13 protein-coding genes are annotated in these 12,420 nt (G+C 64.4%); 8 read left to right on the top strand and 5 right to left on the bottom strand.

Annotated features, from left to right (window positions below):
- Window positions 1-119 precede the first annotated feature (119 nt).
- On the bottom strand, window positions 120-1,766 hold the full coding sequence (locus PLN84_RS11030) for a tetratricopeptide repeat protein (RefSeq protein WP_292558816.1): 1,647 nt from the start codon (window positions 1,764-1,766) through the stop codon (window positions 120-122).
- A 164-nt stretch (window positions 1,767-1,930) separates the two neighbouring features.
- Between PLN84_RS11030 and radC the strand changes: the two genes are divergently transcribed.
- From radC to PLN84_RS11005, 5 genes are all read left to right on the top strand, one after another.
- On the top strand, window positions 1,931-2,608 hold the full coding sequence (gene radC, locus PLN84_RS11025; protein WP_292383362.1) for a DNA repair protein RadC: 678 nt from the start codon (window positions 1,931-1,933) through the stop codon (window positions 2,606-2,608).
- A 135-nt stretch (window positions 2,609-2,743) separates the two neighbouring features.
- Window positions 2,744-3,400: a Yip1 family protein gene (locus tag PLN84_RS11020; protein ID WP_292383360.1), complete on the top strand. Its 657-nt coding sequence runs from the start codon at window positions 2,744-2,746 to the stop codon at window positions 3,398-3,400.
- 1 nt (window position 3,401) lies between these two features.
- A complete protein-coding gene (locus PLN84_RS11015; protein WP_292383358.1) occupies window positions 3,402-4,538 on the top strand; it encodes a hypothetical protein in 1,137 nt (378 codons plus the stop codon).
- A gap of 5 nt (window positions 4,539-4,543) precedes the next feature.
- Complete coding sequence (locus tag PLN84_RS11010; protein WP_292383356.1) at window positions 4,544-5,224, top strand: ABC transporter ATP-binding protein; 681 nt, start codon at window positions 4,544-4,546, stop codon at window positions 5,222-5,224.
- Entirely contained in the window at window positions 5,211-6,356 is a 1,146-nt protein-coding gene (locus tag PLN84_RS11005) for an ABC transporter permease (protein WP_292558814.1), read from the top strand. Before PLN84_RS11010 ends, PLN84_RS11005 begins: the two co-directional genes overlap by 14 nt.
- Window positions 6,357-6,361: 5 nt before the next feature.
- Here PLN84_RS11005 and PLN84_RS11000 read toward each other — a convergent pair whose 3' ends face one another.
- Genes PLN84_RS11000 through PLN84_RS10990 form a run of 3 tightly spaced genes read right to left on the bottom strand, consistent with a single transcriptional unit; the run spans window position 6,362 to window position 7,775 of the window.
- Entirely contained in the window at window positions 6,362-6,631 is a 270-nt protein-coding gene (locus tag PLN84_RS11000; RefSeq protein ID WP_292383352.1) for a hypothetical protein, read from the bottom strand.
- The gene (locus PLN84_RS10995) at window positions 6,624-7,298 is read right to left on the bottom strand and encodes a DUF2953 domain-containing protein (protein WP_292383351.1); all 675 of its coding nucleotides are present in this window, start codon (window positions 7,296-7,298) and stop codon (window positions 6,624-6,626) included. The genes PLN84_RS11000 and PLN84_RS10995 overlap by 8 nt, the downstream gene beginning before the upstream one ends.
- 21 nt (window positions 7,299-7,319) lie before the next feature.
- Entirely contained in the window at window positions 7,320-7,775 is a 456-nt protein-coding gene (locus tag PLN84_RS10990) for a spore germination protein GerW family protein (RefSeq protein WP_292383349.1), read from the bottom strand.
- Between the two features lie 127 nt (window positions 7,776-7,902).
- Between PLN84_RS10990 and PLN84_RS10985 the strand changes: the two genes are divergently transcribed.
- Window positions 7,903-8,748 carry a class I SAM-dependent methyltransferase gene (locus tag PLN84_RS10985; protein ID WP_292383347.1) on the top strand — a complete coding sequence of 282 codons (846 nt, stop codon included), beginning with the start codon at window positions 7,903-7,905 and terminating at the stop codon, window positions 8,746-8,748.
- Between the two features lie 5 nt (window positions 8,749-8,753).
- Here the strand turns inward: PLN84_RS10985 and PLN84_RS10980 are convergent, their stop codons facing one another.
- Window positions 8,754-9,338, bottom strand: coding sequence for a metal-dependent hydrolase (locus tag PLN84_RS10980; protein WP_292558813.1), 585 nt, complete (start codon window positions 9,336-9,338; stop codon window positions 8,754-8,756).
- Window positions 9,339-9,494: 156 nt separating this feature from the next.
- On the opposite strand from PLN84_RS10980, the gene PLN84_RS10975 reads away from it, so the two are divergent.
- Window positions 9,495-10,853, top strand: coding sequence for a TrpB-like pyridoxal phosphate-dependent enzyme (locus PLN84_RS10975; RefSeq protein WP_292383343.1), 1,359 nt, complete (start codon window positions 9,495-9,497; stop codon window positions 10,851-10,853).
- A gap of 10 nt (window positions 10,854-10,863) precedes the next feature.
- The gene (locus PLN84_RS10970) at window positions 10,864-12,372 is read left to right on the top strand and encodes an anthranilate synthase component I family protein (protein ID WP_348532071.1); all 1,509 of its coding nucleotides are present in this window, start codon (window positions 10,864-10,866) and stop codon (window positions 12,370-12,372) included.
- The last annotated feature ends 48 nt before the right edge of the window (window positions 12,373-12,420 follow it).

Below are 12,420 nucleotides of genomic sequence, written 5' to 3'. Positions count from 1 at the left end.
CCGGGGGTACGAGCAGTCGTGCGTCTTCCTGCTCACCGAAGACCAGACTGCAAAAGCGTCCCGGGTCGAGAGGTTGCCGGAGGCGGCCTCCCCCCGGGGTAGCACCGGTTAATCCCCACTCACCGCTTCAGCCGCTTCAGCCTCTCGTAGCACCTGACCGCCTCCGCCGAGCGGTCGAGATGGATGAGCGCCGTCGCCTTTCCGGTGAGCGCCTCGGCGTCGTTTGGGTCGATCGCGAGGACCCGGTCATAGGAGGCGAGCGCCTCCTCGTAGCGGTCCAGGAGGACGAGAGCGTTTCCTTTTGTGTTCCAGACCCCGGCCCTCGCGGGATCGACCTCGAGCGCCCGCGTGTAGCATGTGACGGCCTCGCCGTACCGCCCGAGGATGAAGAGTGCAAGACCTTTGTTGTACCAGGCATCCGCATTCCTTGGGTGGATCAGGATTTCCCGATCGTAACAGACAAGCGCCCTGTCATAGTACGAAAGAACGGAGAGGACGCTTGCTTTGTTCTTCCAGACCCGGGTGTTCTCCGGGTCGATCTCAAGCGCCCGTTCGTAGCAGACGAGTGCCTCCTCGTAGCGCTCGAGTTGATAGAGTGCGTTGCCGTAGTTGTTCCAGGCGACGGCGTTTTCGGGCGCCGCCCGGACAACGGCCTGGTAGCAGGGGACCGCCGCCCCGTAGTTCGCGAGTGCATAGTAACTCTCGCCCCGGTAGTAACATGCATCCGTATGGTCGGGCCGGAGCCTGAGTGCCTGGTCAAAGCACTCGATAGCCCCCGCGTAGCGTTTCAGGGTGAAGAGGAGGAGCCCCTTCTGGTGCCAGGTCTCCGTATCGGCGGTGTTCTCCCTGAGGGCCCGGTCGAAGCAGGCAAGTGCCTGGTCGTAACGCTTCAGCCTCTTATGCACCGTGCCCTTGTGGAACCATATCCCGGTCTGCTCCGGCCTGATCCGGTACGCCCGGTCGAAGCAGGCGAGCGCCTCCTCGTAGCGCTCCAGGCTCTGCAGTGCCCGGCCCCGGTTGTACCAGGCACCGTCGTCGTCGGGACGGAGGACGAGAGCCCGGTCGAAGCACCCGATAGCCTCTTCGTAGCGCTGAAGCGCCGCGAACGTGCATCCCCGGGTGTACCAGGCGCCGGCGTGGTCCGGGTCGATGGCCAGGGCCCGGTCATAGGAGGCGAGCGCGTCGCCGTACCGGGAGAGCAGGATCTGGATCGTCCCCCGGGCATACCAGGCGTCGGCGTTCCGGGGGTCGAGCGCGATGACCCGGTCGTAACTGTCGAGCGCCGCGTCGTACCGGCGCTCGGCGGCAAGCACCGTTCCGCGGGCGAACCACGCCTCGACCCGGCCCGGGTCGATGGCGATGGCCCGGTCGTAGCAGTCGATCGCCTCAGAGGCTCGCCCCATGCTCTTGAAAGCATGTCCCCGGGTGAGCCAGGCGTCCGCGCAGTCCGGTGCGAGTTCCACCGCCCGGCCGCAGTACTCAGCGGCCTCCCGGTACTGTTTCAGGCCGTAAAACGCCCGTCCCCCGGCGTACCAGAATCGGGCAGAGGTCGGGTCGAGCCTGATGGCCTGGTCGAAACACCCGATCGCCGGCTGGTAGCGCCCGGAGGAGGTCAGGGCACGCCCCTTGTGATACCAGATGTCTGCGCCGGCGTCGAGATCGATGGCCCGGTCGTAACACTCGATGGCCCGGTCGTACTGCCCCTGTTCACAGAATGCCTGTCCTTTTCCGCACCAGGCGTCGGCGCTCTTCCAGGGGAGTTCCACTTCGTGAGAGATAGCGGTCCCCAAACAAAAGCGTTTCGGTAGAGCGCCCGGGAGGGCGACTCTCCCGGGTAATGTCTCCTCCAGGTGTTCGGGATCGATTGAAAACGTATACATGCTCCTGGATCAAAATCGAGGATAGGGTACCCCGATCAGGACGGATGGGCATGAAAAAGATGCGTGATATCCCGAACCGCGATCGTCCGCGTGAGAAACTGGCGACACGTGGGCCGGAGGCGCTCACCGATACTGAACTGATAGCCCTCCTCCTCGGCCGGGGCACGAAAGGGCGGGATGTCTCGCAGGTTGCGGGCGAGGTCAAAGCCTACCTGGATAAGGTCAAGGAGGATAAAGACAGCCCGTCATACGACGCGCTCCTTGAGATCGGTGGAGTCGGTTCGGCAAAAGCCTGCGAGATCATGGCGTGCTTCGAGATCGGGCGGCGATATCTCGGGGATAACGACGTCTCGGGATGCCGGATCACCTGTCCCGGGGACGTGCTCCCGCTTGTTGCGAAATGGCGGGACAAGAAACAGGAGTATTTTTTCTGTATCACCCTCAACGGCGCCGGTGAGGTGATCGAGCGCCGGACCGTCACCGTCGGGATCCTGAACCAGAGCCTTGTCCACCCCCGGGAGGTCTTTGCCGAGGCGATCACCGACCGCGCCGCTTCGGTCATCCTGGTCCACAACCACCCCTCGGGCACCCTGGAACCCTCCACCCAGGATATCGGCATCACCCGGCAACTCGTCGAGGCCGGATCGATCCTCGGCATTCGGGTCCTCGACCACGTCATCGTCACGAAGAAGGGGTACGTGAGCTTAAAAGAGATCGGGCACCTCTAACGGGAGCCCGGCACCCCCCGTTTTCCAGCTGTCAATTCGGAGATCTTCGAGTTTTTGAAGATATGCGAACGTATCAGATAAGCCTCCCAACAAACTTTATCTCTTCTCATAGGTCAGAAGTACACAGGTACACACATGGAAACAGGACTTCTCCGGGTATTGCTCAACCCCGGACGCTTCTTTGAAGGGCGTATGCAGGGCGAGCCGAGCCTGAAGATACCGGCTCTGATCGCGCTCGTCATCGGGCTCATCGGTGCGGTCTCGGCCGTACTGATAGTGAATATAACCATTGCCATGCTCCCTGCAGATATGCAGGCCTTCGGGATGATCGGGGCGGTGTTTGCTGCGGCCTTCGGCGTCATCGGGGGGTTCCTGAACTGGTTCGTCTTCGGCATCGTCTTCTATCTTATCTCAATGGTCTTCAAGGGCCAGGGATCGCTCACACGGACGCTGGAGTTTGTGGGCTACGGGTTCCTGCCCCAGGTCTTCGGGGGTATCATCGGGGCCGTCTTCTCCTACCAGCTCCTCTCGAACCTGACCATCCCCGCCGCAACAACTCCCGAGCAGATTGTGGAGTTCTCCGAGAGCCTCGCGAGCACTCTGGCGACCGATCCCCTCGCGCAGATTGCCGGAATCGTGACCATTCTCTTCATGGTCTGGAGCGCGAACATATGGATCTTCGGCATGAAGTACGCGCGGAACCTCTCCACGCGGGACGCGGCCCTCACCGTCGGGATACCCGTGGGCCTCTATATCCTCTACCTCCTCATCACACTCACCGGGTGGCTGTAATATGAAACCGCTTTATCTTGTTATCCTATCACTCCTCTGCGCTGTTATGGCGCTCGCCGGCCCGGCCAGCGCCGGTCCGGCGGACATCACCGTGACCGCTTTCTCGCTTGACCCCCCGGTCCTTATGAAGGGCGATACCGGGACGCTCACGGTGTCGGTCGCGAACCACGGTGCCGTGCCTGTCGCCGTCAGGAGCGCCCGGCTCTACAGCAGCGGGGTCGTGGCCCTGAATGACCCCTACCTCTCGGTCGGAGATATCGGTGCCGGCACCAACCGGACGTTCACCTTCACCGTCCGTGCGGACGGAGGGGAGGGAACCTTCTTCCCCCCGTTCGTCCTTGACTTCCGTGACGGCGCCGGCAGCCTCCGCTACCCGATCCCGATCCGGGTCGAAGATACCCCGCTCAGCGCGTCGGTGATCAGTAAGCCGGATGCCTTCTCCGAAGGACGGACGGCCGATATCACCGTCCGGGTCGGCAACCCCCGCCCGAACGCTGCCTCCGGCGTCCAGGTCGTCCCGCAGGGGACCGGTTTTACCGCCACCCCGACCGGCGGGTTTATCGGCGCTCTCGCCCCCGACGCCTCCGGGACCGTCACCTTCAACCTGACCCCCGCCGCGGAGACGGACGTCACGTTCCAGGTGGTCTGGCATAACGGGATCAACACCCGCACCACCGATCTCGTTCTGCCGATCGCCTTCGGCGAGGACAAACGGCAGGCAGACCCCGTCATCACCAACGTCGAAGTCATGCCCGAGGCCGGGCGGTACCGGATCGTGGGCGACGTCATGAACGTGGGCCTCGAGTCCGCGCGGTCGGTGCTGGTCACCCCCGGTGCACCTGCAACGCCCACCGATCCCTTCCGGGTCTACGTCATCGGGACCCTCGATCCCGACGACGTCTCCTCGTTTGAGGTGACGTTTAAGGCCGATGCAGGCGTGACGGAGGTCCCGATCATCGTCGAGTACCGGGACGACAACGGCAACCGCTACACAGCGACGAGGATGGTCGAGGTCGGCGGTGCGGCGATGCCCCTCGAAGAGCAGGAAGGCGGCATACCGGTCGTCGGCGTGATCGTCGCCGTGCTTCTTGCGCTCGGGATAGCCGGGACCATCTACTACTCCTGGAGACGGACGTAACAACGATGCCGGTCATCAGTTTTGATGCGGTCACGAAAGTCTACCCCCTCCCGGCCGGCGACGTCGTAGCGCTCGCCGGGGTCGATATTGCCATCGAGAAAGGCGAGTTCGTCCTGATCATGGGACCGTCGGGGTCGGGGAAGTCGACGCTCTTGAACATCATGGGCTCGCTCGACGTCCCGACCTCAGGAGAGGTCACCATCGCCGGCAAGAGGATCAGCGGGATGGACGACGACGATCTGACCCTCATGCGGCGCGACCACATCGGGTTCGTCTTCCAGCAGTTCAACCTCATCCCGCTCCTCTCGATCGTCGAGAACGTTGAGTATCCCCTGATCCTGAAAGGCCGGCAGAAGGGGTCCCGGGAACGGGCAGAAGACGTCCTCCGGGCGGTCGGGATCGCCGACACGCACCTCACCCACAAGCCTGGCGAGCTCTCCGGCGGGCAGCAGCAGCGCGTGGCGATCGCCCGGGCGCTCGTGAACGACCCCGACTTCCTCCTCTGCGACGAGCCGACCGGGAACCTGGACTCGAAGACCGGGACCGCGATCATGGATCTCCTCGACCGGATGAACCGCGAGGAGGGCAAGACCGTCGTCATGGTCACCCATGACCCCCGGATGACCGACTACGCCGACCGGACGATCCGGCTTGTCGACGGGAGGGTAGTAAATGACCTTCTTTGACCTTGCCCGCCGGAATGTCAGCCGCCACTGGCTCCGGTCGTCCCTCGCGGTCATCGGGATCGTCATCGGCGTGATCGCGATCGCGTCTCTGGGCATCATGGGCAACAGCATCAGCCTCATGTTCGGCGACATGGTCACCGATGTCGGCGACACCATCATCGTCTCCCCGGCGACGGGCGTCGGCGGCGGGAAACTCACCGAGCGGCAGGTGAACGATATCACCCGCGCCGTCGGCTCAAATGTGGCGATACCCTTCTCGACCAACGCCGATAAGATAACTGTGGGCGATAAGGAGAGCGGCGCGATGATCTACGCGATCCCGGCAGGGGATATAGTCTCTCTGCTCGAGGTGGAGTCCGGCGCCTACCCGAAGGGCACCGGCACCGGATGCCTGATCGGGAGCCAGCTTGCCGCGAACAGCAGGGAAAACGGCCTGAAACTCGGCGCCCGGGTCAGGATCGGCGACGAGACCCTCCGGGTGGTGGGCGTGCTCAAGGAGCGCGGGATGGGGTTCGATATCAATCCCGACTACGCTATCGTCGTCCCCTATGCCTGGTACTCGAACCACTACGACGAGGACGAGTATGACCAGGTGATCGTGAAGGTCCGGGACGTCAACGACATCGACGCGGTCAAGGAGTCGATCGAGCAGAAGATGAACCGGCGAGAGGATACCGTCAACGTCATGGACACCCGCGGGATCCTGGAGAGCATCTTTGCGGCCGCAGATTCGATCACGGTCTTCCTCTCCGGCATCGGGGCGATATCCCTCATCGTCGCCGGGGTCTCGATCCTGAACGTGATGCTGATGTCGGTGACCGAGCGGATCAAGGAGATCGGCGTCCTGCGGTCCATCGGCACGCGCCGGAGCGAGGTGATGCGGATGTTCATCTACGAGGCGCTGATCCTCGGCCTTGCGGGCGCCGCCATCGGCGGAGTGCTCAGTTTCGTCGCCGGGTACGCGGTGACGGCGGTCTTCGTCGGGAACCCCGACTACCTCTTCAACCCGACGAGCCTCCTCTACATCGTCTTCGGGATGGCCTTCGGTGTCCTGACGAGCGTGGCCTCCGGCCTCTACCCGGCCTGGAAGGCGGCGCAGTTAAACCCGATCCAGGCGTTGCGCCACGAGTGACGGGCCTACCCCGTACACTTCTTTTTTTCCCGCTCGATATCGGCGCGGAGCTTCTCGATCGTCTCCCCGGTTTTCAGCGGCGCACCCGGGAGGAGGGTGAGGAACTCGCCCTCTCCTTCGGTGACGAGGAGCGCAACCGGTGTCAGGCTGACCGTGGCGGTTCCCCCTCCGTACACCGCAAACGCCCTGATGATGGGGATGATGCATCGGCCGCCGATCCTGCGGCCGCCGCCGACGACGAGGTCGGGCTCGCCGCTCCCCTTCTCCTCAGGCACCCGGAGCACCTCTTCCCGATACCTGCCGGAGCCGCTGCCGGACAGGTTTCTGCCAGAGAGCCCTTGCGACCGCGACCAGGATCAGGAGCGGCCGGCGGATCTGCATCTTGAGCGTGAAGGTGCCCGCAAAGACTCTCTCGTTAAAGACCGGGGTCATCACGAAGTCGGTCGCCTCCACCGGCCAGAGGGCGTAGCGGGCCGCCGTGCAGTAGCCGTAGACGACGCCGGTGTCGGCGGGGCTATCGAGGCCGAGGGTGACGCTGCCCCGGAGCGTCTCAAGGTAGAGGGACCGGTAGACAGCCTCCAGGATCCTCTTGATATGGGGCCAGAGGTCGCCGGCGGCATCAATGTAGTCCCCCACCGGAAGAGCCGGCCCCGGTTCTTCGGCCTTCTTCTCCTTCGCCGGTTCTGCTGCCGCCACCTCCCGGAGGTCCCGGGTCACGACCGGCCGGCCGGCGAGGAGGACCTCGAGCACCCCCACACCGTCTCCGACGCGGACCCGCCCCCCCACGATGCCCCAGGCTACGGTTGCCACCGCCCGGGCACTCTCCCGCCTGCAGTCGGCTACCGTCGAGACGGTCACCGGGACCAGGTAGAGGGCAAGCAGGAGAGCGAGGATGATGACGACGACGGCGAGCAGGATCAAGAAAAGAACGGTCGCAGCCATGGGATGGAGGGTAAGAGAACCTTACGCCTCTTCTTCACCGCCGATTGGGATCTCCTTTCCTTCCTCCGAGGCCCAGGGCATCTTATTCTTGCGCTGCTGCATCATCTCAGAGCCCTTCTCGAGTACCTTCTCGACATGCGGGCCGACCGTCTCCCCGAGCGTCGAGATCACCTCGGCCATCTGACTCTTCTTCTTCAGCGAGATCACCTGGATACCCTCAGGGCCGGGGACGCCTCTGGTGATGATGATCAGGGCGACGGCCGATATTCCGCCTCCACCACCGGTCCCGACCCCACCGTGCTGCATGCCTTCCTTACGCCCTCCCGTGCCTTCGCCGCCGCCGAATGCGAACCCGAACTCAGCGACCGGTATGATTACCCTCTCACCGGCCTCGATCGGGGCACCGAGGACCGCACTCGCGCAGAGAGTTCGTGCAAGCTGATCCACGGTTAGCTGGAGCATTGATTCACCAGTCATACTGTTCACCACAGATATTCCACTCTTCGGCCACGTATATAATGGTTGGGGTTTTTCAATGGTCGCAGGTCGCTTTCCGGGAATCGTATGGGTAACTACTTACCCCGGGAGGGCGACCGACAGGCGGATGAAGGATCAACTCGTCCCGGACTGGAACAAGATATGGAAGCGAAGGCTCACCCTGAACCGGTCGACCCCGGAGTTCCGGGAAGGAGCCGATCTCTGGGGCGGACGGGAACAGGCCCGGCGGTACGCCACCCGGTCGGAGCCCGGCCGAAACGCCCGGGTCGCCGAGGCCCTGCAGGACCTCAACGTCGCTCCCGGCGATCGGGTGCTGGATATCGGGTCGGGACCCGGGACCCTCGCCCTGCCGCTTGCCCGGGCCGGTGCCGCGGTGACGGCGGTCGATCCGGCTGAGGGGATGCTCGCCGAACTCCGGGCGGCGGCGGAGCAAGAGGGGATCACCGGCATCACCACCGTGCAGGGCCTCTGGGAGGAGATCGACCCGGCCCGTGATCTCGCGCCGCCTTACGATCGGGTGGTCGCCTCGTTCTCACTCTCGATGCCGGAGATCCGGTCGGCCCTCGCCGTGATGGATGCGGTCGCCTCCGGTTCGGTCTACCTCTACTGGTTCGCCGACGAACCACTCTGGGAGCAGCTTTATCTCACACTCTGGGATGACCTGCACGGGGCGCCGTATTATCCGAGGCCGAAGGCCGACTGTCTCTTCAACATCCTCTACGGCATGGGGATCTACGCAAACGTCCTGATGCGTCCGCTCGAGGGCACGACGCTCTTTGCGACCGTGGAGGATGCGGTCGAGCATTTCGCACCGCGGATGAGCGTAACGACCCCGCGGCAGCGGGCGGTTCTCCGGGACTACTTCCGTGAGCATCTCGTCCGACAGGCCGACGGGCTTGCCCTCGCCGGGTCCTCGACCTACGCCTCGATCTGGTGGCAAAAGCCGGGGTGAGACCCTCAGAGCAGACACAACCCACCCACGGCCAGCGCGACGACGACAGTGAGGCCGATGGCGGCGAAGAAGATCTGGAGGGTGGAGAACTCCTCGAGCCGGGTGAGGAGCGTTCTGAGTTCCTGCCGGTAAAGGACAACAAACAGCCCGACGATCAGGAAGAAGAGGAGCCACTCGCTCGGTTGGGCGAGTTCTCGCAGGATGGCGTCCCAGAAGAAGCCTCCCGGATAGTCGTAGCGCGGGAGTGGCCCGAGGAGGGGCCAGAACCACTCGATGGGGTGCCGCCACATGCCGTCGAGGAACTGGTGGCTCGCCATGCCGGCGGCGATGGCGAGGAGGCCGATCCGCCGGCGGTAGTGGTAGAGGAGGAGGCCGGCGATGAGGATGAGGAAGAAGACGGTGAGGCCGTGAAAGTAAATTCTTCCGTAGTTGACCGTCCCGGCGAGGATGATGTGCCCGAGGGGTTTGTCGATCAGGTCGGGGAGCACGGCGCCGAGCGCGCCGAGCGCGACAACCCGTCGGTCGCCGGCGATCGCCGCAAGCACCATACCGATGAGGATGCCGGCCATGGCATGGGCGAGGAGATACATCGCTATCCAGTGGTGGGGCAATCATATACCCTTTTTCCCGGAGACACGCTCCTGACCCGTCACCCGCCGGGGCTTCGTCTCTGCCGCCCCAAGGTGGTCAACATAGTTCAAATTTGTAGCGTAATGTATATATTTGTACAGTGAGTACCATACTGTATGCAGACGAAGATCCTCCTTGACGAGGGGGAGATGCCGAAGCGGTGGTATAACATCCAGGCGGATCTCCCGAGACCCATGGACCCGCCTCTTCATCCGGCTACCGCAAAACCGGCGGTCCCCGACGACCTCCGCCACATCTTCCCGATGGAACTGATCCGGCAGGAGATGAGCACGGAGCGTTACATCGATATCCCGGGCGAGGTCCGCGATATCCTCACCCTCTGGAGGCCGAGCCCTCTCTACCGGGCGCGGCGGCTCGAGGCGGCCTTAAAGACCCCGGCGAAGATCTACTACAAGTGGGAGGGTGTGAGCCCGCCGGGCTCGCATAAGCCCAACTCTGCCGTCCCCCAGGCCTACTACAACCGTGAGGCGGGGATCGAGCGGCTGGCGACCGAGACCGGGGCGGGGCAGTGGGGTTCGTCACTTGCGTTTGCAACGGGTCTCTTCGATATGGAATGCACCGTCTACATGGTCCGGAGTTCCTACGAGCAGAAACCCTACCGGAAAAGCATGATGCAGGTCTACGGCGCCGAGTGCATCCCGAGCCCGTCGCCAAAAACCCGTTCGGGCCGGGCGGTGCTCGCCCGCGACCCGGAGACGTCGGGCTCCCTCGGCATCGCCATATCGGAGGCGGTTGAGGACGCGGCGAGTCACGATAACACCAACTACGCGCTCGGCTCCGTCCTCAACCACGTCTGCCTCCACCAGACGATCATCGGCCAGGAGGCGCGGGAGCAGTTCGCGGTTGCGGAGGCCTACCCGGATGTGGTGATCGGGTGCGTCGGCGGGGGTACCAACTTTGCCGGGCTTTCCTTCCCGTTTGCGGGCGATAAGATGACCGGGAAGCACCCCGAGACGGATATCGTTGCGGTGGAGCCGTTCGCCTGCCCGACCCTGACCAAGGGGCTCTATGCCTACGACTTCGGGGACGTTGCGGGGCTGACCCCGATGCTGCGGATGTTCACCCTCGGTCACGACTTCGTCCCGCCGGCGATCCACGCCGGAGGGCTCCGCTACCATGGCATGTCGCCGCTTGTCTCCCGCCTCGCCCACGAGGGGGTGATCCGGCCGGTCGCCTACCACCAGAACGAGGTCTTTGCGGCCGCCGTGATGTTCGCCCGGACGGAGGGAATCGTCGTCGCGCCCGAGGCCGCCCACGCGGTGAAGGCCGCGATCGACGAGGCGCTCCGGTGCCGGGAGACCGGCGAAGAGAAGGTGATCCTCTTTAACAACTCCGGCCACGGCAACTTCGACTTCTCTTCCTATGAAGCCTACTTTGCGGGATCGCTCGTCGACTACGAGTACCCGGCGGAGTTGATCAAGGAGTCGCTCGCCCGGCTGCCGGTGACGGGGTGATGCCGGTGGACTGGACTGCGCTCCAAGAGAGCTGAACACAACCCCGGGATACGAGGAGGCCGTTGCCGCGGCGGACGCGGCCGGTCGGCCTCTCATCGTCCCGGTATTTACGGAGCTTCCGCTCCCCGCGTCTTCACCGGCCGACCTCTACGCCTCTCTCCGCGAAGGGTCCGGGTTCCTGCTGGAGTCGCTCGAGGGGAGCGAGAAGACCGCCTGTTACTCGTTCATCTGCACCGCCCCGGCCGCGACCGTTGCCGTTGCCCCTGACGGCACGCTGACGGTCTCCGGCAACGCCCGTATCCGCGAGGTTGCCGCCGGCATCGAGGCGGCCGATCCCCTCGACGCCGTCCGTTCGTTCATGAGCCGGTTCAGGGTCGCTCCCTCGCGGCTCGAGAGGTTTTCCGGCGGGCTTGCCGGCTACTTTTCCTATGATCTCGTCTCTTCTCTCTACCCGATGCCACGGGTGGAGACGGCGGAGGACCGCGAGGAACCCGTCGCCCGGTTCATGCTGGCGCGAGACTGCCTCGCCCTCGACCACAAAAGAGAGCGGCTCGCGGTCATCGCAAACATGCTTGTTGCCGACGGGACCGATGCAGAGGAGGAATACTCCCGGGCCCGGGCGGCGATCGCCGAACAGATAGGCCGGATTCGTGTTTTCTTCGCATCGTCTCCGGGCGAGCCGTGCAGGGCCGGCGCCCCGGCGTCGTCCTGCACCCCGGACGAGTTTTCGGACGCGGTTCTCCGGATAAAAGAGCATATCGCGGCGGGAGATATCTTCCAGGCCGTCCTCTCCCGGAGGCTCGCCTGCCGTATCGAGGGCGACCCGTTTGCCGTCTACCGGCGGCTCCGGGCAACAAACCCGAGCCCCTACATGTACTACCTGGACTTCGACGACCTGGCGGTCGCCGGGAGCAGCCCCGAGATGCTCGTCCGGGTGGAGGACGGCCGGGTGACGACCGTCCCGATCGCCGGCACCCGGCCGCGGGGGCGAACCCCGGCGGAGGATGACCAGCTCGCGGCCGAACTCCTCAGCGACGAAAAAGAGCGGGCCGAGCACGTCATGCTCGTCGACCTTGCAAGAAACGACGTCGGGGCGGTCTCGGCCTACGGGAGCGTCTCGGTGACGGACTTCATGACCGTCGAGCGGTTCTCGCACGTCCAGCACATCGTCTCGACGGTCTCGGGGAGGCTCCGGGAGGGGTGCGACCGGTTCGACGCCCTCCGCTCCTGTTTCCCCGCGGGAACCGTCTCGGGCGCCCCGAAGGTCCGTGCGATGCAGATCATCGGCGAGGCGGAGGGGCTCCGGCGCGGGATCTACGCCGGGGCCGTCGGCTACATCGGTTTTTCCAGCACGATGGATCTCGCGATCGCCATCCGGACGGTCATCGTGCAGGACGGCGTCGCTTCCGTCCAGGTGGGGGCCGGGATCGTGGCCGACTCCGACCCCGGCCGGGAGTGGATCGAGACCGAGAACAAAGGGCGGGCGATGCTTGCGGCGCTCGGTGCGGAGGTGGAGTGATGCGGGTGCTCGTCATCGACAGTTACGACAGTTTCACCTTCAACCTCT

It is taken from the genome of Methanoculleus sp. (genome assembly GCF_035363275.1).
In the GTDB taxonomy this organism is placed as follows: domain Archaea; phylum Halobacteriota; class Methanomicrobia; order Methanomicrobiales; family Methanoculleaceae; genus Methanoculleus.
Note: the sequence above shows the minus strand (reverse complement) of the source record. Positions and strands in the feature narration are given on the sequence as shown.

Excerpts from the sequence above, each read along its gene's own strand:
- radC (WP_292383362.1), top strand. The coding sequence starts at position 1,931 with ATGAAAAAGATGCGTGATATCCCGAACCGCGATCGTCCGCGTGAGAAA.
- PLN84_RS11020 (WP_292383360.1), top strand. The coding sequence starts at position 2,744 with ATGGAAACAGGACTTCTCCGGGTATTGCTCAACCCCGGACGCTTCTTT.
- PLN84_RS11015 (WP_292383358.1), top strand. The coding sequence starts at position 3,402 with ATGAAACCGCTTTATCTTGTTATCCTATCACTCCTCTGCGCTGTTATG.
- PLN84_RS11010 (WP_292383356.1), top strand. The coding sequence starts at position 4,544 with ATGCCGGTCATCAGTTTTGATGCGGTCACGAAAGTCTACCCCCTCCCG.
- PLN84_RS11005 (WP_292558814.1), top strand. The coding sequence starts at position 5,211 with ATGACCTTCTTTGACCTTGCCCGCCGGAATGTCAGCCGCCACTGGCTC.
- PLN84_RS10995 (WP_292383351.1), bottom strand. The coding sequence starts at position 7,298 with ATGGCTGCGACCGTTCTTTTCTTGATCCTGCTCGCCGTCGTCGTCATC.
- PLN84_RS10990 (WP_292383349.1), bottom strand. The coding sequence starts at position 7,775 with ATGACTGGTGAATCAATGCTCCAGCTAACCGTGGATCAGCTTGCACGA.
- PLN84_RS10985 (WP_292383347.1), top strand. The coding sequence starts at position 7,903 with ATGAAGGATCAACTCGTCCCGGACTGGAACAAGATATGGAAGCGAAGG.
- PLN84_RS10980 (WP_292558813.1), bottom strand. The coding sequence starts at position 9,338 with ATGTATCTCCTCGCCCATGCCATGGCCGGCATCCTCATCGGTATGGTG.
- PLN84_RS10975 (WP_292383343.1), top strand. The coding sequence starts at position 9,495 with ATGCAGACGAAGATCCTCCTTGACGAGGGGGAGATGCCGAAGCGGTGG.